This window comes from Massilia sp. METH4 (assembly GCF_037094685.1).
GTDB lineage: Bacteria > Pseudomonadota > Gammaproteobacteria > Burkholderiales > Burkholderiaceae_D > Rugamonas.
The window spans coordinates 4885781-4909930 of sequence record NZ_CP146614.1; the positions used below are offsets into that span (position 1 = coordinate 4885781).

Annotated in this window: 15 protein-coding genes; 10 read left to right on the top strand and 5 right to left on the bottom strand. The window is 68.1% G+C overall.

Annotated elements, in window-relative coordinates; translation table 11 throughout:
- Positions 1–13: 13 nt before the first annotated feature.
- The 4 genes from V6Z91_RS21515 (at position 14) to V6Z91_RS21530 (ending at position 5173) form a co-directional block, all read left to right on the top strand.
- Positions 14–673: a hypothetical protein gene (locus V6Z91_RS21515; protein WP_338760949.1), complete on the top strand. Its 660-nt coding sequence runs from the start codon at positions 14–16 to the stop codon at positions 671–673.
- Positions 559–1695 (top strand): diguanylate cyclase, encoded by a 1137-nt coding sequence (locus V6Z91_RS21520; protein ID WP_338760951.1) that lies wholly within the window; start codon positions 559–561, stop codon positions 1693–1695. Before V6Z91_RS21515 ends, V6Z91_RS21520 begins: the two co-directional genes overlap by 115 nt.
- Positions 1696–1985: 290 nt before the next feature.
- Positions 1986–2348 (top strand): DUF4406 domain-containing protein, encoded by a 363-nt coding sequence (locus V6Z91_RS21525; protein WP_338760953.1) that lies wholly within the window; start codon positions 1986–1988, stop codon positions 2346–2348.
- A gap of 107 nt (positions 2349–2455) precedes the next feature.
- Complete coding sequence (locus V6Z91_RS21530; protein WP_338760956.1) at positions 2456–5173, top strand: glycoside hydrolase family 3 C-terminal domain-containing protein; 2718 nt, start codon at positions 2456–2458, stop codon at positions 5171–5173.
- Between the two features lie 163 nt (positions 5174–5336).
- Here the strand turns inward: V6Z91_RS21530 and V6Z91_RS21535 are convergent, their stop codons facing one another.
- The gene (locus V6Z91_RS21535) at positions 5337–8687 is read right to left on the bottom strand and encodes a discoidin domain-containing protein (RefSeq protein WP_338760959.1); all 3351 of its coding nucleotides are present in this window, start codon (positions 8685–8687) and stop codon (positions 5337–5339) included.
- Positions 8688–8946: 259 nt separating this feature from the next.
- Between V6Z91_RS21535 and V6Z91_RS21540 the strand changes: the two genes are divergently transcribed.
- The 3 genes from V6Z91_RS21540 to V6Z91_RS21550 are packed head-to-tail and all read left to right on the top strand — an operon-like array spanning position 8947 to position 13272.
- Positions 8947–10938, top strand: a complete 1992-nt coding sequence (locus V6Z91_RS21540) for a TonB-dependent receptor (RefSeq protein WP_338760962.1) — start codon at positions 8947–8949, stop codon at positions 10936–10938.
- Positions 10928–11407 (top strand): YfiR family protein, encoded by a 480-nt coding sequence (locus V6Z91_RS21545; protein WP_338760965.1) that lies wholly within the window; start codon positions 10928–10930, stop codon positions 11405–11407. Before V6Z91_RS21540 ends, V6Z91_RS21545 begins: the two co-directional genes overlap by 11 nt.
- Positions 11404–13272, top strand: a complete 1869-nt coding sequence (locus V6Z91_RS21550; protein ID WP_338760968.1) for an EAL domain-containing protein — start codon at positions 11404–11406, stop codon at positions 13270–13272. The genes V6Z91_RS21545 and V6Z91_RS21550 overlap by 4 nt, the downstream gene beginning before the upstream one ends.
- An 89-nt stretch (positions 13273–13361) precedes the next feature.
- On the opposite strand, the gene V6Z91_RS21555 is transcribed toward V6Z91_RS21550, so the two are convergent.
- Positions 13362–14960: a methyl-accepting chemotaxis protein gene (locus V6Z91_RS21555; protein ID WP_338760971.1), complete on the bottom strand. Its 1599-nt coding sequence runs from the start codon at positions 14958–14960 to the stop codon at positions 13362–13364.
- Positions 14961–15115: 155 nt separating this feature from the next.
- Here V6Z91_RS21555 and V6Z91_RS21560 point away from each other — a divergent pair, with 155 nt between their 5' ends.
- Entirely contained in the window at positions 15116–16015 is a 900-nt protein-coding gene (locus V6Z91_RS21560) for a sugar kinase (RefSeq protein WP_338760974.1), read from the top strand.
- A 141-nt stretch (positions 16016–16156) separates the two neighbouring features.
- On the opposite strand, the gene V6Z91_RS21565 is transcribed toward V6Z91_RS21560, so the two are convergent.
- Both V6Z91_RS21565 and V6Z91_RS21570 read right to left on the bottom strand, forming a co-directional pair.
- A complete protein-coding gene (locus tag V6Z91_RS21565; protein ID WP_338760977.1) occupies positions 16157–17374 on the bottom strand; it encodes a GGDEF domain-containing protein in 1218 nt (405 codons plus the stop codon).
- A gap of 152 nt (positions 17375–17526) precedes the next feature.
- Positions 17527–20595, bottom strand: coding sequence for a TonB-dependent receptor (locus V6Z91_RS21570; RefSeq protein WP_338760980.1), 3069 nt, complete (start codon positions 20593–20595; stop codon positions 17527–17529).
- Positions 20596–21008: 413 nt separating this feature from the next.
- Between V6Z91_RS21570 and V6Z91_RS21575 the strand changes: the two genes are divergently transcribed.
- Together V6Z91_RS21575 and yghU are read left to right on the top strand one after the other, a co-directional pair.
- The gene (locus tag V6Z91_RS21575) at positions 21009–22277 is read left to right on the top strand and encodes an ROK family transcriptional regulator (RefSeq protein ID WP_338760983.1); all 1269 of its coding nucleotides are present in this window, start codon (positions 21009–21011) and stop codon (positions 22275–22277) included.
- A gap of 149 nt (positions 22278–22426) precedes the next feature.
- Positions 22427–23263 carry a glutathione-dependent disulfide-bond oxidoreductase gene (gene yghU / locus V6Z91_RS21580; RefSeq protein ID WP_338760985.1) on the top strand — a complete coding sequence of 279 codons (837 nt, stop codon included), beginning with the start codon at positions 22427–22429 and terminating at the stop codon, positions 23261–23263.
- Between the two features lie 163 nt (positions 23264–23426).
- Here the strand turns inward: yghU and V6Z91_RS21585 are convergent, their stop codons facing one another.
- Positions 23427–24119 carry a PEP-CTERM sorting domain-containing protein gene (locus tag V6Z91_RS21585; protein ID WP_338760987.1) on the bottom strand — a complete coding sequence of 231 codons (693 nt, stop codon included), beginning with the start codon at positions 24117–24119 and terminating at the stop codon, positions 23427–23429.
- Positions 24120–24150 lie beyond the last annotated feature (31 nt).

Consider the following 24150-nt stretch of genomic DNA (forward strand, 5'->3'; position numbering starts at 1 on the left):
GCCAGGAGTCGTCGTGTTCCCGGCTGCCCTCACATTCAAGAGCTTCAAGTTCAAGGTTTCCGCCCTGGTGGCGGTCATGGTACTGATTGCCGCCGTCGCCGTGTGCGGCATCTCGCTGCTCATCGCGCAATCGCAGGTCGAGCGCATGATCGCACGCCAGGAAATCTCGGCGCTTTCCGGCGCCGCCGCCTTCCTGGACAACGATGTGCGCGCCAAGCAGGACGTGCTGCGCAGCATCGCGGAAGAAGCGCAGGCGCGCCGCCTCGGCGCCGGCGACATGCAGGCGCTGCTGGACTCTCACCCGCTGCTGCGTGACGAGTTCTCCGACGTGGTGGCGTTCGACGCGCGCGGTGATCGCATCGCCACGCTGAAGCAGCGCGATGCGCGACCGCTCAACGTCGCGGCACGGCCGTATTTCCAGGCCACGCTGCGCAGGCGCGACGGCGTGATCACGGCACCGTTCCGCAGCGCGCTGTCGGGCCGGCCCGTGGTGTCGGTGACGCAGCCGCTCATCGATGCGCGCGGCGATGTCCACGCATCCTTGCCGGCGGCCTGGATTTGCTTCGGCCCGCCTTCGCCGCGCAGATCGACGCGTTGCGCACCCGCGAACAGGGCTATATATTCATCGTCGCCGGCGATGGCACCATCGTCCACCACCCGCGCAAGGAACTGATCCTCACGCGCCCCTCGGCCGCCACGATGCCGGCCCTGTCGGCACCGCTGGCGAGCGAGGAAGGCTGGCGCACCGACCTCGCCGACGGCAAGGAGCCCACGCTGGTGGCATGGAAGCGGCTGCGCCACGTGGACTGGACCGTGGCCGTTTCCTATCCGTTGCGCGAGGCGTTCGCGCCGATGTCCTCGGTGTGGGCCAATGCGCTCGTGGCGGCCGCGCTGTTCACCGCGCTGGCCGGCGTGATCGGCTGGAGCCTGGTGAAGGTGCTGATGGAACCGCTGGACGAGTTGCAGAACGTGGTCGAATCGATCGACGCGGGCGTGACCGACATCAGCGCCTTCAACGTCGACCATGCGGATGAATTCGGGGTGCTGAGCCGCGCGCTGTACCGGCTGTCGCACACCCGCAAGCAGGCGGCGGACGACCTGCACCGCCTCGCCACGACCGACGCGCTCACCGGCGCCCACAACCGCCGCATGTTCGACCAGTTCCTGCCCGCGGCGCTGGCGCGGGCACGGCGCTCGGGCGACTCGGTGGCGGTTGCCTTCCTGGACATAGACTGCTTCAAGCAGATCAACGACACGCACGGCCACGCGGTGGGCGATGCCGTGCTCGCCGAGTTCGTGCGCCGGCTGCAGGCAGCCGTGCGCTGCACGGATACCGTGGCACGGCTGGCCGGCGACGAATTCGTGGTCGTGTTCGAACAGGTGCGCGGCACGGGCGAGGCGAACCACCTGGGCGACAAGATCCTCGCCGCGATGATGCAGCCGTTCCAGGCCGGCGAGGCGACGCTGCGCGTGACGGCCAGCATCGGCATCGCCATCGCGGGCGTGCCGACCAGCCCCGAGAGCATCATGCAGTCGGCCGACCATGCGCTGTACGGCGTGAAGGCCGCCGGCCGCAACGGCTACGCGGTGAACGTGGTCGGCGCGGAAAAGCTGGCCAGCGTGCGCGGGCACGACGATCACGGCGCGCGCGCCCGCATCGAGGACGTTCGCCTGCAAGAGGGACTCGTCAGCTGAGCGGTGCCGGATGAAGGCGTCGAATCTGGAAGTTCCGTGATGGAGGGAAAGCCTGGCTTCGGCGAACGGCGCGCAAAAGAAAGCCCGCTGCGGGAGCGGGCTGAAGTTCCGATGTGATCCGAACACTCGGAGGAGACGGATCGATTATGGCCGCGCATCCTTGGCACGGCCAATTGTCAGTTCTCATACGCACTATCCGTTTCGTGCATGCCGGCAGTGTCGTGCAATTTCGTGCACAATCGTGCAAATCGGAGTACCATTGCGCTTCCGTCAATACCATGGAGGTACAAATGAAACCGATGACCATCCTGATCGCCGGCCCCTACCGCAGCGGTACCGAGGGCGACTTGCAGCGCATCGCGCGCAACCTGCACACGCTCGAGGAAGCGGCCTGGCAGGTGTACGCGAAGGGGCACGTGCCCCTGATCGGCGAATGGCTGGCGCTGCCGCTGGCCGGGCACGCGGGCCACGGGCGCGTGGCCGAATACGTGCCGGCCGAGTTCCTGTACGAGGTGGCGCGCCGGACGATCGCGCAGTGCGACGCGATCTACCGTATTCCGGGCGCCTCGCGGGGGGCGGACGGCGACGTGCGCGCAGCGCGCGAACTGGGCCTTCCCGTGTATTTCAGCCTGGACGAGGTGCCGGCCGTGTGACGGCGGCGCCAGCAAAATCGCAAGGGGATTGCGCGTTTTCGGCATTGCGGCGGCGGCTGCGGGCCAGCAAAATTGCCGGACAAGCCCATATACCGCACAGGAGACCCATGCTTTTCGCATCCCACCGCCGCCGCCCGTTATCGACCACCGCGCACACCAACCGGCATCCCATGATGGCCGCGCTGCCGCTGGCGCTTGCGCTGGCCTGCGCGCCCGGCCTCGCCACGGCCGACGCGGTGCCCGCCTACCGCGACACCTCGCTCTCGCCCGAAGCACGCGCGAAGGATCTGGTATCGCGCATGTCGCTGAAAGAAAAGGCGGCCCAGATGCAAAATGGCGCGCCGGCGATCGAGCGCCTCGGCTTGCAGCGCTACGACTGGTGGAACGAGGTGCTGCACGGCGTGGCGCGCGCCGGCCGCGCCACCGTCTTCCCGCAAGCGATCGGCCTGGCGGCCACCTGGAATACGGCGCTCATGGAGCGGCTGGCCGATGCGATCGCGCTGGAAGGCCGCGCCAACTTCAATGCCGCGCTGCGGCGCGACCCCACCGGCACTGCGCGCTACTTCGGCGTCAATTACTGGACCCCGAACATCAATATCTACCGCGACCCGCGCTGGGGCCGCGGCCAGGAAACCTACGGCGAGGACCCGCACCTGACGGGCCGGCTGGGCATGGCCTTCATCCGCGGCATCCAGGGCACCGACACGACGCTGTACAAGGGCGTCGCCACGCCCAAGCACTTCGTCGTGCATTCCGGCCCGGAACCCGAACGCCACAGTTTCAACGTCGACGTGTCGCCGTTCGACCTGGAAGACACCTATCTGCCGGCGTTCCGCAACGCGATCGTCGACGCGAAGGCGTATTCGCTGATGTGCGCCTACAACGCCGTCGACGGCATTCCGATGTGCGCCCATCCTCTGCAGAATGGCCTGGTGCGCCGCGACTGGGGCTTCGCGGGCTTCATCGTGTCCGACTGCGATTCCGTGCGCGACCTCGTCACCGGCCACAAGACGTCGCCGGACATCCCCCATGCCGCGGCGACGGCCGTGAAGGCGGGCACCGACCTGGTGTGCGGCCAGAGTTACCTGGGCCTGCCGAAAGCGGTGGCACAAGGCCGCATCTCGGAGGCCGAGATCGACACCTCGCTGGAGCGCCTGATGGCGGCGCGCATCCGCATGGGCCTGCTGGACGGCAGCGTGTACGACGAGGTGCCGTACAGCGCCATCAATTCGCCGCGGCACCGCGCGCTGGCCCAACAGGCGGCCGAGGAAGCCATCGTGCTCCTCAAGAACGCGGGCAACACGCTGCCGCTGGCCGCAAATGCGCGCATCGCCCTGATCGGCCCGAACGCGGCCCTGCTGCAAAGCCTGGAAGGCAACTACAACGGCACCATCGTCCAGCCTGTGCTGCCGGTGGAGGCATTGCGCAAGGCCTTCGGCGCCGCCCGGGTTGCCTATGCGGCGGGTGCGCCGCTGATCGACGGCATGCGCATGCCGATTCCGGAAAGCTGCCTGAGGGCGGCGGCGGACGGCGGACAGCCCGGCTTGAAGGGCGAGTACTTCGACAACCTGGAATTTGCCGGCACGCCGAAGCTCACGCGCATCGATCCCGTCATCAATTTCAATTTCGAGCACAGCGCGCCCGCCGGCTTCGAGCCGCGCCGCTTCTCGGTCCGCTGGACGGGCGTGCTGGTGCCGCCGAAGCCGGGGAAGTACGAGCTGGGCTTTCGCATGATCGTGCCGCGCGACCGGCCGCTGCCCAACATCAAGGTGTGGATCGACGACGAGCTGGTGGTCTCGCCCGAGCTGGCCGGCATCGGCGCGGGCAATACGGCCCAATGCGTGGCCGGCAACTGCCAGCAACGCATGAACAGGATCGCGTTCACGTTCGACGACACGCGGCCGCGCCGCGTGCGCATCGATTATGCGCGCACCGAAAACGACCGTCACAGCGCGTTCGAGTGGGTGGCGCCCGCCGATGCACTGGTCGATGGCGCGGTGGCGGCCGCGAAGGCCAGCGACGTGGCGGTGGCCCTGGTCGGCCTGTCGCCAGACCTGGAAGGCGAGGAAATGAAGGTCGATTTCCCCGGCTTTCGCGGCGGCGACCGCCTCACGCTGGCGCTGCCGGACGCCCAGCGCCGCATGCTGGAGGCCGTGAAGGCTACCGGCAAGCCGCTGGTCGTGGTCTACCTGACGGGCGGCCCGATCTCCGACCCATGGGTGGAAGCGAATGCCGACGCCATCGTGCACGCCTGGTATCCAGGCGAGGGCGGCGGCGCGGCGATCGCGCGCGTGCTGTCGGGCGCCGTGAGCCCGGCCGGCCGCCTGCCGTACACGATTTACCGCTCCGAGCAGGACCTGCCGCCGTTCGCCGACTATTCGATGAAGAACCGCACCTACCGCTATTTCACGGGCCCGGTGCTGCACCCGTTCGGGCACGGCCTGGGCTACACGACCTTCCGCTACGGCGCCCCCGTGCTGTCGGCCGCGCAAGTGGAAGCGGGGCAGGGCGTGAAAGCCACGGTCACCGTGCGCAATACCGGCAAGCGCGACAGCGACGAGGTCGTGCAGCTGTACCTGGCCAGGCCGGGCGACCGCGCGAACCCCGTGCTGGCCGCCTTCCAGCGCGTGCATGTGAGGGCGGGCGGCAGCCGGACCGTGACGCTGGACATCGACGCGCGCGCATTGTCGCAGGTGGACGAGCAGGGCAGGCGCCTGGTGCGGGCGGGTGATTACACCGTGTACGCTGGCGGCGGGCAGCCCAAGTTCGTGCAAGCGGGTGAAGCGAAGCTGCGTGTCGATGGCGAGGCGGCGTTGCCGAAGTAGGCCCGCGGCGCGGCCTCGCTTGGTGTCGTACACTATTTCCCCCGAGGGGAAATAGTGTACGACACCGGTTTTCCTCGCCGATAGTCGCGACCTCGGGCGAAAACCGGTGTCGCACATTTTTTTCCGGGTGAAGCGTCCGGAAAAAAATGTCCGACACCGATCGCTACTGGCGCGGGCTGGGCTTTGCGGGCGCGTTTGGCCGCCGATCGTCCATCCCCGCCTCGTCCACGTCGGCCGACGTCGATCGCGACCGCTGGTACCGCAATTCGCTCTCCTCGTCCGGCAGCGCCGGCCCGGTGTACGACACGGCCACGTCGGCCAGCGCGCTGGCGCGGTCGGCGCCGAAGCCGGCGAGGGCCGTCAGCTTCAGCCAGCGGGCCGTCACGCCGGCGTCGAAGCGGATCGTCTGCGGCTCGAATGTCGACCCCAGCGTGGCGCGCTTCGCGTCGCGCCATGCCTTGCCGTCGTCGCTCACCTGCACGAGCCATTCGCGCACGTCGCCCTCATGGTCGCGATGGTTCTGGCGCGGCATCAGCACCAGGCCGTCGAACGGCACGGCGGCGGGGAAGGCGATGGTCAGTGCCGGTTGCGGCCGCGGGCCGTCGTTCTTGCCGGACTCCAGCGCATACGTGTTCGGATCGCCGTCGATCGCCTTCTCCGCATCGGGCCAGCCGCTGGCGGTGGCGCCCAGTTTCTTCATCACCCGGGTATCGAACAGCGAAGCGCGCAGCGCCTCGGGCGCCACCTCGGTGACGGGCGCGAAGGCCGGGCCGGCCATGTAGTCGAGCACGGACTTGCGCAGCTGGCGCGCCACCACGCGCTCGTCGAGCCGGCTGTCCAGGTCCGCCGTCGAAACGACGAGGCGGCCCTGGCCCACGCGGGCCTCGAACAGCAGGCCCAGCTTGTAATTGCGGTTCCAGTCGTCGATCGGCTGCACGATCGGTTGCAGGCCGCGAGGCAACCGCGCCAGGTTCATGCCGCGCGCCGGCGCGGCCACCTCGGCCCATTGCCAGTCGTAGTGCTCGTCGGTCGGAAAGCCCGCCAGGGCGGGGTGGTCCCTGGCGATCCACAGGCCCAGCATGCGGCTCCAGCCGGGGTTCATCAACCGGTTCCAGAACACCGGCACGTCCGCCAGCGGCGGCGAAGTCCAGTCCAGGTCCGCCGTGCGCGGCAGGTACAGCACCTTGCCGCCGGCCGCCAGACGCCGTTCCGCTTCGGGCCAGGCGCGGGTCACCAGCACGTCCGCCGGCGCCTTCGCGTCGACCGCCTGCGGATAGACCCAGAAGTTCCAGTCGTTCTCGATCGCCGTATCGGCGAGCCCCACCACGAGCCGGTACCGCGCCGGCGCGCGCAGGCCGGCCAACGGCAGGGCGATGCGCCCCAGCTGCGCGTTGCGGCCCACCGGCAGGTCGGTGGGCGCGAAGCTGCCGCCGGCCACGCTGTTGCCGGCACCGTCGACGATCTTCCACCACGGCCGCGCGCCGCGCAGCGCCTCTCGGCCGTAGTGGGCGATTTCCACCGGCACGTCGAGCATGTCGGCCGTCGTCAGCACCAGGCGTGTCACGCGCGCCAGCGGCACCGTCTCGCCATTGAAGCGGCGGAACCGTTCCGGCGTGGCATAGCCCTTCGATTCCCAGAACGTGTCGAGCAGGCCCACGAGCGCCGTGCCCTGGCCCAGGTAATCGTGCAGGTCGAGCAACTGGTAGCCGCTCATGCCGGGCGTGCGCAGGATCGCCTCGATCTCTTCCTTGTAGCAGGCCAGCTGCCAGCGCCCCGAAGCCAGCGCGAAGTCGCGGCTCTTGTCCAGCACGCCGCGCGCGGCCGCGGAATCGCGAAAGATCTCGTAGTTCCCGGGCCGCAGGTAGCCCGTGAACTTGCCGATCACCGCATAATCGGGGTAGGCCACCCACTGGCCGTTCTCGTGTGACAGCACCGGCACGGCAATACCCTCCAGCGACGCGGCGTAGTCGCGCCCGAACCAGCCGGTCTTGTTGCGCAGCGGCTTCGGCCCGATACGCTGGATCGCCAGGTAATCGGTGCCCTTGTCGACATCGGGCACGTTCGGCTCCGTGTGGCCGGTGCCGTTCGTGTACAGGCGCCGCGGGTCGGCCCGGCGGTAGTGGGCGATCCACCTGTCGAACGCCTCCTTCCAGTTGCCCTTCGGTTCATTGCTCGGCGAAAGCAGCAGGAACGATGGGTGGTTGCCATAGGCGCGGATCATCCTTTCGGTTTCCTCGTACAGCATCGCTTCCATCGGCGTGCCGGGCGATACGGCATTCCACATGCCCGGTTCCGGCTGCAGGTAGATGCCCACCTCGTCGGCGGCCTGGAACGCCGCTTCCGGCGGATTGAACGAGTGGAAGCGCACGTGGTTGATGCCCCAGGCCTTGTTGATCGTGAAGATCTTCTTCCAGTACGCTACATCCGTCGGCGGATGGCCGGTCAGCGGAAAGTCGCCGCCGTGGTGGGTGCCGCGCAGGAATGTCGGGCGGCGGTTCACGAGCATCCGCTTGCCGTCGGCGCGGATCTGCACGAAGCCGAACTTCACGTTCCGCGCGTCCCGTGCCCCAGGGCCGGAAAGCGCCAGCTCCAGGGTCTGCAGCGCGGGATTCCATTCATCCCACAGCGGAACGTCCTTCGGGTAGCGCACCGTGAATTCGGCGCTGCCGCCGGCAGCCGTCCAGGTCACGGCAATGCGCTGTCCGTTTGCATGCACGGTGCCCGCGCCCGCCTTGCCGCCGGCATTGCCGATCCTGACGCGCACGCGGGCGGTGCGCGCCGCCACGTCCGGGAACACCTGGGCATCGTCGATGTAGACCGGCGAGGTGGCGCGCAGTTCCACCTTGCCCACGATGCCGTTCCAGCTCATGCCCAGCGAATCGGAGACGCTGTGCGAATCCGGCCGGTAAGGCATCAGCATGCGGCTGTCCACCCGCACCGTGAGGCGGTGGCGGCCCGGCGCGAGGGAGCCCAGGTCGTAGGCATGTTCGGCCACCAGGCTGCGGTTGCCACCGATTTCGCGCTCGCCGAGCCACACCGTGGAATTCCAGCGTGGCCGTTCCAGGTGCAGTACCACCCGCTTGCCGCGCCAGTCGCCCGGCACCTCGATCTCGCGCTGGTACCAGGCGGCGCCCAGGTAGTGGCGCGGCGGTTGCGACAGGAACGGCACCTTCACCTTGCCGGGCTGGGTATAAGCCTTGTAGTCCTCGCGCTGGTGCCAGTCCTTGTCGTACAGCGACAGTACCCAAGGCGTGCGCGTGGAGATCTCGTCGCCGAAACCCTGCGCGTTCAGGATGCCGGGCAGCGCGATCCGATCCGGCAGGGCCGTCCCGTACCAGCGCGCGGCCACGCCTTCGTCGTTGCGGTCGAGCGCGAAGCGCCAGGTGCCGGAAAGGTCGCGCACTTGCGCGCCGGGGCCCGCATGGGCCGGCACCAGCCCGGCAAGGCAGAGCAGAAGGGCGGCGCAGGAGCGGCGGAAGGCGGCACGGCAAGGCGGCAGGATCGGATGCTTCATGGGCGGGCGGGGGGAACGGGGACCGCGCATTATGACCCGCGCCGGCGGCGCCGCGCGGTGCGGCCGCGAAGCAGTCAACAGAATGATCAGGGATTGCCGTTGTCGCAAGCATTGGTGCGATATACGGCCTGGATGTTGCATTTGCGCACAAAACGTTACATATAAAACATTTTACGACACATTCCTTTTCCGACAGCGGTAACATATTGCCTTAAGTAAATAATCCGTCGGCAGGATGTCAATGCCGTGACCCAATACCATGTCCCGTCGATTCTTCCGCCGCAATCTCGTCCTCGTCCTGGCCTTGCAGGCCGCGTTCGCCCATGCCGCCGCGCCGGACGAGCCGGAAGGCGACCTGGCCGGCATGCCGCTGGAAAGCCTGATGGGTGTCACCGTCGTCACCTCCGCCTCGCGCTTCGAGCAGCGGGTGAGCGATGCCCCTTCGGCCGTTTCCGTGCTGACCTCGCAGGATGTGCGCGAGCACGGCTGGCGCACGCTGGCCGAGGCATTGGCCAGCCTGCCGGGCGTCTATATCTCCAATGACCGCAATTACGCGTACATCGGCGCGCGCGGTTTCCAGCGGCCTGGCGACTACAATGGCCGCTTCCTGCTGCTCATCGACGGCGCGCGCGTCAACGACAGCGTGTACGACCAGGCCGGCATCGGCACCGAGGGCCTGCTGGACATGGACCTGGTCGAGCGCATCGAATACGTGCCCGGCCCCGGCGCGGCCGTGTATGGCTCGAACACGATCTTCGGCGTGATCAATGTCGTCACCAAGTCGGGCAGCGCGCTGGCCGGGCCGCAGGTGTCGCTGGCCAGCGGCAGCCAGGGCGAGCGCCGCGGCCGCGCCAGCCATGGCTACCACGCGCAGGACGGTACCGATGTGCTGCTCTCGGTCAGCGGCTTCCATCGCGACGGCGGCAATCTGTACGCGGCCGAATTCGACACGCCGGAGCAGAACCATGGCGTGGCCGTGGGCCTGGATCACGATCGCTCGCGCAGCGCCTTCGTGAAGGCCTCGCGCGGCCCCCTGTCCTTCAGCGCCGGCCATGTCACGCGCGTGAAGGGCATCCCCACCGCCTCGTTCGGCGCCGTGTACAACCTGCCGAACCAGACCAGGGACGCGCAGAGCTTCGCCAGCTTCGGCTATACCAGGCAGGTGACGGACGACCTGGCCCTGGCGGCACGCCTTGACTGGGGCCGCATCGCCTACGTGGGCGTGGGCTGGTATCCGGACGAGGAAGGCAACCCGCGCATCAATGTCGACGGCGCCAAGGCCTCCTGGTATGGCGTGAACGCGACGGCCACGTACACCGGCCTGGCCAGGCACAAGATGCTCTTCGGTGTCGAAGTGCAGCGCAATGCACGCCGCGACCAGTACAATTTCAACACGGATCCCTACGAACCGTTGATGGACGACCGCCGCGCCGACAGCCGCGCTGGCGTGTTCGCCGAGGACGAAGTTCACCTCACGCAGGACCTGATCCTGAACGCGGGTGCTCGCTACGACCGCGACACCACCACCGGCAGCCGCGTCAACCCGCGCGCCGCGCTGATCTGGCATGCGAACCCGAAGGATACGTTCAAGCTGATCTACGGCACCGCCTACCGCTCGCCCAATGCCTACGAGCTGTACTACGATGTCGGCGCCTACGCCGTCTCGAACCCGGACTTGCGGCCGGAGGAAATCGCCACCAGCGAATTCGTGTGGGAGCGCCAGCCCGACGCGTACAGCAAGGTATCTCTGTCGGCCTTCCACTACCGGATCGACGGGTTGATCACGGAAACGCTGCGGCCGGATGGCCTCCTCATGTTCGACAATACCGAACGGGCCACGGCCAGCGGCGTCGAGCTGTCCGCCGAACGCCTGTTCGCCGGAGGCACCCGGTTGCGCGGCAGCTACACCTACCAGCATGCGCAGGGCGAGCACGGCGAATGGATCGTCAATTCGCCGCGCCATCTGATGAAGCTGAACGCCACTTTCGCGCTGCCGGGCGACCGGCTGCGCCTCGGCACGGAAGGGCAGTGCACGTCGCGCCGCCTGACCGAGCATGCCAGCACCGGCGGCTTCTGTAACTGGAACCTCACCTTGCTGCCGGCCCGCCGCACCGGCAAGTTCGACTGGTCGGTCAGCCTGTACAACGCGACCGACCGCCAGTACGGGGATCCCGCCGGCCCGGCCTTCGTGCAGGAAGCGATCCCGCGCGAGGGCCGCTCGGTCCTGGTCAAGATGGGTTATGCGTTCTGAGACATTCGCCGCGATCGCGCTGGCATTGGCCTTCCTGCCGTCCGCGCGTGCGCAGACGGACGATGCCATGCTGAAGGCCGCCTACATCTACAACATCGCGCAGTTCACGACGTGGCCCGCGGCGGCCGCAACGCGGCCGCTGATCATCTGCGTCGACAGCGGCCACGCGTTGTGGCAAAGCGTGCGCCAGCTGCAGGGCAAGCTGGTGGGGGATCGCAAGGTGGCGGTCGTCGAGCCCGCGGCCGGAACGCCGTGCGACGTGGCGGTGCTGCGCGCCGGCGCCCGGCGCCCGGCCGCGGACGGCGGCACGCTGGCGATCGTGGACGAGCCGGGCAGCGGCTATGCGGGCGCCGTGGCGCTGGTCGAGGAAGACCAGCACCTGCGCTTCGATATCGATACCGCCGAAGCGGCGCGCGCCGGGCTGCGCTTCAGTTCGCGACTGCTCCGCCTGGCGAGGAACGTGCGATGATCTTTCTTTCTTCCCGACGCGGCGCGAACATGCCGATTGCCGCGGCGCTGCGCAGCGGCCAGTTGTGGGCCGCGATGGCGGCGCTCGTGATTGCCGGCGCCGTACTGGTCGCCTACCAGCTGCACGAGACGCGCCAGGCGCTGACCGATGGCGCGCGGGTGCAGGTGGCGATCGTCGCCGACAGCGTGACGGCGCCCCTGATGTTCGGCGACCGCGAGGTGGCGCAGGAAACGCTGCGCGCGTTCCGCTACGCCCAGGGCTTGAAGGCCGTGGGCATCTACGACCGCGGCGGGCAGCGCTTCGCCGAATTTTCCTATCCGGAAAGCCGGCTCCCACCGCAACTGGCGGCGGCCAGGGCCGGGCGTGGCGGCGACATCGTGGTGTCCGAGGTGGTGCGCTATCGCGGCCAGGTCGTCGGGCACACCGTGCTGCACGTGGGCACCGAGCAGTTGCGGGGCGCGATGTTTCGCTACGTGGGCCTGCTGGTGCTGGCCTCGGTGGGCGCGATGCTGGTCGTCTCCACCCTGGGGCGCGCCACGCGCGCGCGGGTGGCCGCCGCCGAGCGCGAGCTGGACTACATGGCGCACACCGATCACGTGACGCGGCTGCCGAACCGGCATGCCACCTATGCGCGGCTGGAACGCGCGCTGGACGAGGCGCGCGCCGGGGGCACGCAGGTTGCCCTGCTGCTGGTGGACCTCGACAACTTCAAGACCGTCAACGACACCGCCGGCCATGCCGCCGGCGACGAGCTGCTGCAGAAGGTGGCCGCCGCGCTTGCCGGCGCGGTGCGTACGACCGATATGGTGGGGCGCATCGGCGGCGACGAGTTCGCGATCATCGTGGCCCCGGTGCCGGGCCGCGACACGGCGGTGGCGATCGCCGACAAGGTCACGCAGGCGCTGCGCCAGCCGATCACCGTGGCGGGAGGCGAATTCTTCGCCACCGCCAGCGTGGGCATCTGCCTGTACCCCGACGACGCGGCCACGCTGAGCGACCTGGTCTCGAGCGCCGACACGGCGCTGTACCACGCCAAGCAGGCCGGGCGCAACCGGCTGGCCGAGTTCGTGCCAGCGATGACAGCAGCGACGCAACGCCGCGCGGCCCTCGAGCGCGAGCTGCGGCGCGCCGTCGCCGCGGGGCAGCTGGACGTGCACTACCAGCCGCAGTTCGATTGCGCCGGCGGCACCCTGGTCGGGGTGGAGGCGCTGCTGCGCTGGCGCCATCCCGAACACGGAGCCGTGTCGCCCGCCGAATTCATTCCGATCGCCGAAGAGAGCGGCCTGATCGTACAACTGGGCAGCTGGGTGCTGCAGCGGGCCTGCGCCGACGTGGCCGGGTGGACGCGCGCGGGCGCGCCGGCGCTCACGGTGGCGGTCAACATGTCGGCCCGCCAATTGCGCGAGCCGGGCTTCATCGACGAGGTGACGCGCGCGCTGGCCACCAGCGGCCTGCCGCCGCAGCGCCTGGAACTGGAGTTGACGGAGAGCCAGCTGATGGAGGACGTGGCGGCGGCCGTGGCCTTCATGCAGGCCGCGCGGACCATCGGCGTGCGCCTGGCGATCGACGACTTCGGCACCGGCTACTCGTCGCTGGCCTACCTGCAGACGTTCCCCATCAACCAGCTGAAGGTGGACCGCAGCTTCGTGCAATTGTTGCCGGAACGGGGCGCGACCATCATCCATGCCGTGCTGGCGCTGGCCCGAGGCTTTGGGCTGACCGTGGTGGCCGAGGGCGTCGAGGAAGCGGCGCAGCTGGCCTGGCTGCGCGAGGCGGGGTGCGACGTGGTGCAGGGCTACCTGCTGGGGCGGCCGATGGATGCGCGGGCGTTCGAAGAACGCTTCCTGCCGCGCGACGCCGCCTGAGCGGCGCTACTACCTGAGCCGCAAGGCTTGCGCGCGGTGCCGCCACCGCGCCCCCTTCGATGCGGAACACCGCCACCTGAGCGGCGCTGCTACCTGAGCCGCAAGGCTTGCGCGGGGTGCGCGCGCGGTGCCGCCACCGCGCCCCCTTCGATGCGGAACACCGCCACGGCCTGGGCCAGCCGCGCCGCCTCCTCGCGCATGGATTCCGACGCGGCGGCGGCCTGTTCGACGAGCGCCGCGTTCTGCTGCGTGACCGCATCCATTTCCACGACGGCGCGGTTGATCTGTTCGATGCCGGCCGACTGCTCGGCGCTGGCCGACGAGATCTCGGCCATGATGTCGGTAACGCGCCGCACGCTGTCGACGATCTCGCGCATCGTGTCGCCGGCCTCGCCGACCAGCTGGCTGCCCGCCTCGACCTTGCCGGTCGACTCGCCGATCAATTCCTTGATTTCCTTCGCCGCCGCGGCCGAGCGCTGCGCCAGGGCGCGCACCTCGGAAGCCACCACGGCAAATCCGCGGCCCTGTTCACCCGCGCGCGCCGCTTCGACCGCCGCGTTCAAGGCAAGGATATTGGTCTGGAACGCGATGCCGTCGATCACCCCGGTGATGTCGCCGATGCGGCTGGCCGAGGCGCGGATCTCGTCCATCGTGCCGACCACGCGGCCGATCACGGTCCCGCCGCGCGAAGCGACTTCCGACGCGGCGGCTGCCAGCGTGTTGGCCTGGCGCGCATTGTCGGCATTCTGCTTGACCGTGGACGCCAGCTGTTCCATCGACGATGCCGTCTGCTCCAGCGCGCTGGCCTGCTGCTCCGTGCGGGAGGACAGGTCCTGGCTGCCGGTGGCCACTTCGGCCGCCGCGGTGGCGATGATGTCGGTACCGCGGCGCACCGTGGCCACGGTGGCGGCAAGGCTCTCGTTCATCCGGCGCAGCGCGCGCAGCAGCTCGCCCATCTCGTCGCGCCTGTCGGCATCGATGCGGCTCGTCAGGTCGCCTGCCGCCACCGTGTTGGCCACGCCCAGCGCCTGGCTGACGGGGCCGGTGATGGACCGGGTGATCCACCAGGCCACCAGCATGGCCAGTGCCACGGCGGTGACGCCCAGGCCCCACATCAGGTTGCGCGTGTTGACGTAAGTGCGCGCGGCCTCGGCGGCCGCGGCGGCGCTGATCTGCTTTTGCAGCGCGGCCTGTTCGTTGGCGGCTTCCTTCAGGCGCACCAGCAGGGGCCGCAGCTCGTTCACGAGGAAGCCGCGCGCTGCCTCGTCGGCGCCGCTGTTGATATGGCCGATCAGCGTTTCCTGGCCGGCGATATAGCGCTCGGTCTCGGCGCGCATCTGGCGCAGCAGGTCGCGCGCCTTGGGGTGCTGCAGCGTCGCGTCGAGTTCGCGCAACAGGTCGTTCATGGCCTGGCGCGACGACGCCACCTCGGCCGTCTGCCGCTGCCTGTCCTCGGGATGGTCGTTCAACATCATGTTGCGCAGCGCGATCGCGATATCGTTCACCTCGGCCAGCAGCCGGTTCGTCGCCTCGATCTTGGGCATGCGGTTGTTGACGATTTCATCGGTGCCACTGTTCACGTGCGCCAGCATCACGTTCGACAGCTGGACCATCGCGACCAGCATCACGCACACGACGGCAAAGCCCAGCATGAGGCGCTTGCCGATACCGAGGTTGGCAATATTCATGGTTCGTCTCCTGGCGGCGGCTTGCCGGATGGCAGCGGCCTGTGGACGACAGTTATACGCGACTGCGTGGCGGCCCGGCGCACAAAAAACTTTGCGCCGGCGGCAAACGGTGGTAGCGTTACCGCCGGCCACCATTCTGGAGCGACTGCCACCATATGAGCACACACATTCCCGCGGCTGCCGGGCGCCGCTTCGACCTTGCCGGGCTGGGCGAGTGCATGGTCGAATTCAACGCCACCGAGCCGCTGGCGCACGCGGTCCGCTTCAGCAAGGCCTATGGCGGCGACGTGCTCAATTCCCTCGTGACGGCCGCGCGCCAGGGTGCCCGCACGGCCTTCCTCAGCCGCGTGGGCGACGATCCGTTCGGCGCCGGCCTGCGCGCCGCCTGGGCGGAGGAGGGCATCGATGCAAGCCATGCGCCGCTGGTGCCGGGCGAGAACGGCGTGTATTTCATTTCGCTCGACGCGCAGGGCGAACGTTCGTTCACATACCGCCGCGCCGGCAGCGCCGCCGCGCACCTGACGGCCGCCGAGATCGACGCCGCCTTCATCGCATCGGCGCGCTGCCTGCTGCTGTCGGGCATCACGCAGGCGATCTCGCCGGGTGCACGGGCCGCCACGCTGGCCGCCGCCCGCGCCGCCCGCGCGCACGGTGTGGCGGTCGCCTACGATCCGAATTACCGGCCGCGCCTGTGGGGGAATCCGGAGGCCGCGCGCGTCGCCTGCGCCGAGCTGCTGCCCTGGGTGGATATCCTGCTTCCCAGCCTGCCGGCCGATGCCGGCATCCTGCCGGGCGCTCCGCAGGAGCTGGTCGATCATGTGGTGGTCAAGCACGGGGAGGCCGGCTGCGAGGTGTGGCTGCGGGGCGAGCGCACCGCGGTGCCCGCGGTGCCGGCCACGGTGGTCGACACGACCGGCGCCGGCGACGCCTGGAACGGCGCCTACCTGGCCGCGCTGCTGCGCGGCGAAGCGCCGGTGGCGGCAGCCGGCATCGCGAACCGGGTCGCCGCCGCCAAGCTGGCGCACCGGGGAGCGATTCCGCCGCGGGACGTCTGAGGCCTCGGTGTCGGACATTTTTTCCGGGGCTTCATCCGGAAAAAGTGTGCGACACCAGCCGTGACGCCTCATGGGAAAACCGGTGTCGGACACATTTTCCGGGAAACCCGCCCGGAAAATGTGTCCGACACCAGGGACACGTCACGCCATCGACTGCAGGCGCTCTCCCGTCACCACGGCGCCCCGTACGCAATTCCTGCCGCCACGCTTGGCGGCATACAGCTGCGCGTCGGCAGCCTCGATCAGCACGGCCGGGGTTTCCGGCGCGTCCGGGTACAGCGCCGGCACGGCGGCGATGCCGAAGCTGGCGGTGGCGGTGACGAACTGGCCGAATTCGACGGCGCTGCCGGTGCTGCCGAACGCATGGCGCACCCGTTCGGCCAGCGCGCGGGCGCCTTCGAGGTCGGTCTCGGGCAGCACCACTAGGAATTCCTCGCCGCCGTAGCGCACCACGCTGTCGACGGTTTCCCGCGTCATGGCCAGCAGCAGGCCGCCGAATTCCTGCAGCACGTGGTCGCCGGCGGCGTGGCCGTGGGTGTCGTTGATGCGCTTGAAATGATCGATGTCGCACAGGATCACCGAGAGCGCGGTGCCGTAGCGGCGCGCGCGCGCCAGCTCGGCATCGAGCAAGCCTTTCTGCAGCACGCGGCGGTTGTAGCAACCGGTCAGCGGGTCGCGGTCGGCCAGCTGCTGCAGCAGGATGGCGGAACGGAATTCCTCGCGCTGGGCCAGGTGGAAGCGCCGCGCACCGATGTAGCCGAGGGTATTGCCGAGCGCGAGCAGCAGCACGAGGGCGACGATGTCGTCCAGCTTCAGGAAACCCTGGAACAGCAGCATCGCGCAGAACACGACCGACGAGCCGGCGGCAATCCACACGGCATACACGAAACGGTTCGGGATGGCGATGTAGATCGCCATCAGGATCAGCGCCTGGGACATCACGTTCCACGTCATGGCGGTGGGCTGGTACCAGCACAGCACCATGAACACCGCCAGGCCCAGTATCTCGACGGCACAGGCCGAGAGCACGGCCAGGCGCACCGATTCGGGCCGGCGAGCGATCGCCAGCCAGCATGCGCCGGCCGCCAGCGCCACCAGCACGCGCAACGCGACCATCAGCCATGCCGTGGGCGTGGCGCCCAGCGTGGCCACGTCGGTCGCGCCGAATGCCACGTAGAACGCGGCGCAGAACAGCAGGCTGAGCTTGAGTTGGGCGGAGCGTTCCGGCAGGTGGTGGCGGTTGAAACGGCCTTCGACGGCCGCGTCGACGAATTCCGCGCGCTGGCGGTCGATCTCGAGGCGAGGGTGGGGCAGGTCGTGGGAGGGCACGGGGTCTTTCTGGCGTTGACGAACTCGCATGGAACATGCGCTACGCACCACCATTGTACATTGGTTTACTGATAAGTATCAGTTTGTAACGTACTTTTCCGTCAATTGATGCAAAACGGAAACGGCCGTCCCACGACGGCCGTTTCCCGGGAGCGCGCGGCGCTCCCGTTCCGGTCACGACATCAGAACTTGTATCGCGCGCCCAGCATGTAGCGCGGACCGCCCTGCGTGGCCGACAGCACCATCATCTTGGTGCGGCCATGCACGCGTTGCGTCTCGTCGTTCAGATTGATCCCCTCGAACTGCAAGGTGAGGTTCTTGGTCAGGTTGTAGCCGATCGACAGGTCGACCTGGCCATACGGTTCCACGTACTGGGGATTGGAACCCGCCTGGTCGGTGACCGAGGACAGGAACTCGTCGCGCCAGTTGTACGCCGCCCGGATCGACCATTTGTCGTTCTCGAAGATGCCGATCACGTTGGCCGAATCGGACAGGCCCACCAGCGCGAACTGGTTGCCCGAGCCGGCGTTGTTGAACGCCAGATTGGACTTCACGTAGGTGTAGTTGGCCTGCAAGCCGAAGCCGCTGTTGCCGAACATGTGCTGCACGTTGATTTCCGCGCCCTTCACGTTGGCCGACTTCTCGTTGACGAACGAGGTGATCTGGTACTGCACCAGCGGATTGCCGGCGATGCCCCTGATGATGCCCGTTTCGTTGCCGAACTCGTTCGTGCCTTCCCACACCACGCCTTCCTGGCCACGGAAATTGCGGAAGATGAAGTTGCGGATGCAGGTGGTGTCGGTACTGATGCAGCCCGACGCCAGCGCGGCGTTCCAGTAGGCGCCGCCCACCGGCGTCGTCACGTTCGGCGACGTTTCCATGTTCACGCTCTGGCCCGCATACTTCGACAGCGACTTGTGGAACAGGCCCAGCGAGACCACGCTCTGGCGGTCGTAGTACCACTCGGCCGACAGGTCCAGGTTCTTCGACTTGACCGGTTCCAGCGCCGGGTTGCCGCGCGTGCCGGTGCCGTAGTTGATGTTGCCGGTCGGGCTGATGTTCGTGCCGCCCTGGATCTGGTCGTAGCGCGGGCGGCCGATGGTCCAGCCGTAGCTGGCGCGCACCTTGAAGTCGTCACGCACGTTCATGTCCCAGTCCAGGCTCGGCAGGAAGTGGTGGTACTTGCCCTTCATGCTCGTGAACTCCTTGCCGGCAAAGACGAACGGCAGTTCGTTCTGCGAGCGCCAGTTCACGCCGGCCACGGTCTGCGACAGCGCGGTCGAGTAGACGTCGGTCTTTTCGTAGCGAACGCCGATACCGGTATGCATCGGCATGGGGGTATCCCACTCCGTGTTCAGCTGGAAGTACAGCGCGCGGCTCTTCTCCGTCGTGCGGCGGTCGTAGTCCGGATCGGCCAGGCTCGGCAGGTACAGCGCCGGCTTGCCCGTCGCATCCGACACCCGCTGGCGCATCGCCGCAAAGTCGAACAGGTGGATCTGCTGGAACAGGGCCGGATTGTCGTGGCCGCCCAGCTTGTCGAAGTACTGGCCGAGGGAGTCGGGGCGGAACATCGATTGCGGATAGTCGGCCGGCGACGTGGCGCCGTCCCACGAGTCGCTCTGCACCTGCTGGAAGGCCGAGCGGTTCTTCACGTTCGTGAGCGACAGGCCGAAGTTCAGCTCCGACGCTTCCCACAGCTTCAGGCGACCGCCGGCCTGGGCCTGGTCGATCTCCATCTTCTGGTAGCCGTCCTGGAACCAGGAACCGGTGACCTGCATCGGCGCGCGGTTGAAGTCGGCACCTTCGATCGACAGCACCGGCATCTCGTTGGTGAAGTCCACGCGGGTGTTGCCGCGGCTGAAGCTGACGGTTGCCAGGTCGTTGTTGGAACCGAACGGGCTGTCCTTCTGCGACACGGCGGTGGAGTGATGCGCGTCGAACGTCAGGCGCAGGTCGCGCGAGGCCTTCCACTGCGCGTTGAAGCCGATCGACTTGTTCTCGCTCTTGGTGGCGAAGTCGCCGCCGTTCATGGCGATATCCTGGTTCGCCACGTTCTCCTGGTAGAAGATCGGCGACGCCACCGGGCCGTCGGTCCAGCTCGACACGGAAGGGCCGTGATTGAACCACGCGGACAGCTCGTGGTACTTGGTCTGGATCTTGTTCTGCGAGTACGTGTAGTCCAGCGTCGTCGTCAGGTCCTTGTTGGGGCGGAACTGGAACGTCAGCTGGCCGTTGGTGCGCTGGCGCTGCGAGCCGCGCATGAAGTACGAGATGTTCTGCGGCACCGAATAGACGTCGCTGCCGTCCGGGCGGTTCGTGATGTTCTCCGAGCCGGGGGCGCCGGGCAGGGGGATCGGGCCCGTGATCCCCGTCTGGGTCGGCGTGTACGGACCTTTCCAGCCGTTGGTGATCTGCGCCTGGTTCACGCCCAGGTTGCGCTCCTGGTAGCTGGCCGAGACGGAGACGCCGAACATGCCGTCGCCCCAGGTGGTGCTGTAGATGCCGGAGATCTCCGGGGTATACGAGCGCTTGGCCGCGTCTTCCTTCGGCAGGTTGTCGTTCGACGTGTCGTACACGGCCTTCACGCCCACGCTGGCCTGGTTACCCAGTTCCAGCGGGCGGGCGGTCATGATGTTCAGCGTGGCGCCGATGCCGCCGGGCGGCGTGTCGGCGCGCGAGCTCTTGTACACCTGGATCTGCGAGACGGCTTCCGAAGCCAGGTTCGAGAAGTCGAACGCGCGGCCGGCCAGGTCGCCCAGGTTCGAGGTAGGCATCTGGCGGCCGTTCAGCAGCACCATGTTCAGGTCCGGGCCGACGCCGCGCACCGTGACCTGCGCGCCTTCGCCGCGGTTGCGGTCGATCGACACGCCGGAAATGCGCTGCAGCGATTCGGCCAGGTTGGTGTCCGGGAACTTGCCGATGTCGTCGGCCACGATGCCGTCGACGATACCGTCGGAATTGCGCTTCAGGTTCAGCGTCGACTGCATCGACGCGCGGATGCCCTTGACGACGACGGTCGCGGGGCTGGTCGGGTCGGCGACATTGCCGGCCGCGCTGGTGTTCGCGTCCTGGGCAACCATCGGTACCGCTGCCGCCGCCTGGGCGGTGGCGGGCGTGGCCTGGGTGGCTTCCTGCGAATGAACCGGCGCCATCAGGGTGGCGCAGGCGCCGGCAACGGCGATGGCGATCAGGCGGTGCCGGGTATTGGGGGTCTCATGGGGGGCGCGCGGGCCCTTCTTGCTGTACAGCACGGTGTCTCCTCTCTGATGTAGAACGCCGCCCCCCAGGGCGAGGTTGCGGCGGCATTGGTACTACCAACTCATCTGTCCCAACGTTCCGATCACCGTGGGACTCCGCCCGGCCGCATGCTGTCTGCGCAACATTGCCGACCGGGCGACATTTACGCAAGAGTAAGAAAATTGTCGTATTTGGTCAATCGGGCGAACAAATAAAATTTGTGTCAATTCCGTGAAAAAGCCTCGATAGACCAATGATTTACGTGATCGATGGGGGTTCAGGACAAGGCTCTTGAGGGCGAAAAACGTTTTCCAAGAAATCGATTTCACCGCAAAATCAAGCACTTCTGGAAACGTGTCCATTTGTGTACTATTTTTTGCCGGTCCGCGAATTTCGCGGCACCCGGCCTTTGGCAGGAGGGCGATGAGTGTTGCATAATCCGCACAACGCAACCGACCACCCACCCGCCATGCCCGTCACCGGTGACCAGCAACTCCTGAAACAATTGAACCGGATGGCCCTCGTGCGCCAGGTCAGTGCGCAGCCAGGCCTGTCGCGCGCGGCGCTGGCGGACGTGCTGGGCCTGACCAAGTCGACGGTCAGCCAGCTGGTGCGCGAACTGATGGACGAAGGCTGGCTCACCGAAAGCGCATTGCTCGTGACGGGCGAAGTAGGGCGCCGCGCCACCCCGCTGCACCTCGACCCCGGGCGGCTGGCCCTGATCGGTGCCGAGGTGGGCGTGGACGAGGCGCGCGTGCTGGCCACCAACCTGCTGGGCGAGGTGCTCGACTCCCGCATCATCGACTACGACGACGCGCACGACCCGGCATCGTGCATTCGCCTGACCGCGCAGGCGATGGTACGGCAGGCGCGGCGCCTGGCGCGCGCCTCGTTCCCCGGCGGCGCGCGCCGCGTGCTGGGCCTGGGCATCGGCCTGCACGGCGCCTTCGACGAACACACGGGCGTGCTGCGCCACGCCCCGCACCAGGGCTGGCGCAATGTGGACGTGCGCGCCCAGGTCGAACACCATTTCACGGGCACCGTGCTGCAAGGCCTGCCGTTGTACATGCAGAACGAAGCCAATGTGGCCGCGCTGGCGGAATTCGAATTCGCCGGCGAGGCAGTGGGCGATCCGCTGATCTACCTGTCGATCAGTTACGGCGTGGGGGCCGGGATCATCGTCAGCGACCGCCTGCTCACGGGGGTGAACGGATTCGGCGGCGAAGTCGGCCACGCGATCCTGCAGGCCGACGGCCCGCGCTGCTCGTGCGGGCGGCGCGGCTGCGCCGACGCGCTGATCGGCCTGGCCACGCTGCTGGGCGACGAAGCGCCCAGCTATGCGGCACTGGAGCGGCTGTACAAACGGGCGGCCGACGGCGCGCCCTCGACCTGCGCGGCGGTCGCCGCGGCCGGGCGCCAGCTGGGCATCCTGCTGAACAACCTGTGGGCCGGCTTCGACCCGATGGCGATCGTGATCGGCGGCCCCGCGCTGCGGCTGGGCGACGCGCTGATCGGCCCGGCGCGCGCGACGCTGGCCGGCTATGCGGATGCGGCGATGCTGACCCCGCCCGAGCTGCGCACCTCGCACTTCGGCGCCGACGCCGTCGCCGTGGGCGCCGCCGCGCTGGCGCGCTACCGGCTGACGCGGCCGCTGGACTTGCAGACGATGGAGCGAAGGGCGGTGCGGGCGGCTTAGGGGCGCGGGCGGAGCTGTCGGGGTGATTGGATGCGCTACCGGCCCACGGGGCGAAATCCGGCGCCGTACGCGTTTTTCCCAGCCATGCCAAACTAGCATTCCGACGGCCGCGCCACCGCGGCCATCACCCGCACAAGGAGAGACAACGCATGAGTGACACGACGCAATACGTACCCCCCGCCGTCTGGACCCCTCCGGCCTCGTCCGGCGGCACGTTCGCCAACATCAACCGCCCCGTGGCGGGCGCCACGCACGACAAGGAACTGCCGGTCGGCGAGCACCCGCTGCAACTGTATTCGCTCGGCACGCCGAACGGCCAGAAGGTGACGATCCTGCTGGAAGAGCTGCTGGCCGCCGGCCATGCGGGCGCCGAGTACGACGCCTGGCTGATTCGCATCGGCGAGGGCGAGCAGTTCGGCAGCGGTTTCGTGGAGGTGAATCCGAATTCGAAGATTCCCGCGCTGGTGGATCGCGGCGGCGCCGAGCCGCTGCGCGTGTTCGAATCCGGTTCCATCCTCGTCTACCTGGCCGAGAAGTTCGGCGCCTTCCTGCCGAAGGAAACGCGGGCTCGCACGGAAACGCTGAACTGGCTGTTCTGGCAGATGGGTTCCGCCCCGTTCGTCGGCGGCGGCTTCGGCCACTTCTATGCCTACGCGCCGGAAAAGCTGCAATACCCGATCGACCGCTATGCGATGGAAACCAAGCGCCAGCTCGACGTGCTGGACCGCCAGCTGGCAGCGCAGCGCTTCGTGGCCGGCGACGAATACACGATCGCCGACATGGCGATCTGGCCCTGGTATGGCCTGCTGGTGCTGGGCGAGCTGTATGGCGCCGGCGAATTCCTCGCCGTGCACGAGTACGCGAACGTGCGGCGCTGGGCCGACGAAGTGGCGGCGCGGCCGGCCGTGCAGCGCGGCCGGCGCGTTAACCGGCTGCAGGGCGAGCGCCAGGTGCCGGAGCGGCACAGCGCGGCCGATCTCGACTGAGGCGAAACCTCAAGAGTCGGCGAAATGCGCAGGAGCCGGCGGCGCCGGGTTTTCGGCGAATATCCCTGATCGAGGACGAGAAAACCGGCGTTCCACCGCTGCGGCGGACCGACCTGAAGGTGTCCGACACCAGTCGGGACACCAGCGACGCCGGCGTCCCGTATCAGCCCCTGGCGCGGCGGCGCGCGGCGAAGCCGACCAGGCCGAGGCCCAGGCCCAGCATGCCGTAGGTGGCTGGTTCCGGCACGGCCGTCGCCACCACGATCGTCTGCGATCCCGTCATGGTGTACTGCGTGAACCTGTAATCTTGCTCGACCGGATCGGTCGACGTGGTCGCGTAGCCGATCATTTGCGCGGCGCGGTTCAGGTACACGTAGTTCTCGGAGCGGTTGGTGCCGTTCCAGGTGCCCTTGCCGTTGTCCCACCCGAACGACAGCGTGCCGGTCCTCAGGTTGGCGTCGTCGTTGTTCAGCTCCCACAGCGCCAGCTGGAAGCTCAGGCTCTCGGTGACGGAACCCGCGTCGGTGCCGCCGATGCCGGAGTAGTAATGCGAGTACAGCCGGGAGATCGCGCCCTGCTTGCTCGCCGCGAAGCTGAAAGTGCCATCGTAGGAATGGTTGGCGGTGTCGACGTTCAGCGCAATGCCCGGTTCCACGCACAGGGCCTGGAAGACCTTGCCGTCCGGGGTCGTCACATCCCAGGTCTGCAGGCTGATCGTCCGTGCGGTGGTGAAGTTGGAGGTGGTGCGCAGCGAGACGGAGGCACCCAGGTGCGTCTGGACAGTGCCTGCGCTGGCGGTCGAGAGCATGGCGGCGCCCAGGGCGAAGGCGGACAGTTTCAGGATGGTGTGGTTCATGTGTGTTATCGGTATGGTTGTCGTGGTGCCG

Bases quoted from the DNA above. Each gene is read 5' to 3' on its own strand.
- yghU (WP_338760985.1), top strand. From the start codon at position 22,427: ATGAGTGACACGACGCAATACGTACCCCCCGCCGTCTGGACCCCTCCG.
- V6Z91_RS21530 (WP_338760956.1), top strand. From the start codon at position 2,456: ATGCTTTTCGCATCCCACCGCCGCCGCCCGTTATCGACCACCGCGCAC.
- V6Z91_RS21550 (WP_338760968.1), top strand. From the start codon at position 11,404: ATGATCTTTCTTTCTTCCCGACGCGGCGCGAACATGCCGATTGCCGCG.
- V6Z91_RS21545 (WP_338760965.1), top strand. From the start codon at position 10,928: ATGCGTTCTGAGACATTCGCCGCGATCGCGCTGGCATTGGCCTTCCTG.
- V6Z91_RS21555 (WP_338760971.1), bottom strand. From the start codon at position 14,960: ATGAATATTGCCAACCTCGGTATCGGCAAGCGCCTCATGCTGGGCTTT.
- V6Z91_RS21585 (WP_338760987.1), bottom strand. From the start codon at position 24,119: ATGAACCACACCATCCTGAAACTGTCCGCCTTCGCCCTGGGCGCCGCC.
- V6Z91_RS21565 (WP_338760977.1), bottom strand. From the start codon at position 17,374: ATGCGAGTTCGTCAACGCCAGAAAGACCCCGTGCCCTCCCACGACCTG.
- V6Z91_RS21560 (WP_338760974.1), top strand. From the start codon at position 15,116: ATGAGCACACACATTCCCGCGGCTGCCGGGCGCCGCTTCGACCTTGCC.
- V6Z91_RS21525 (WP_338760953.1), top strand. From the start codon at position 1,986: ATGAAACCGATGACCATCCTGATCGCCGGCCCCTACCGCAGCGGTACC.
- V6Z91_RS21540 (WP_338760962.1), top strand. From the start codon at position 8,947: ATGTCCCGTCGATTCTTCCGCCGCAATCTCGTCCTCGTCCTGGCCTTG.
- V6Z91_RS21535 (WP_338760959.1), bottom strand. From the start codon at position 8,687: ATGAAGCATCCGATCCTGCCGCCTTGCCGTGCCGCCTTCCGCCGCTCC.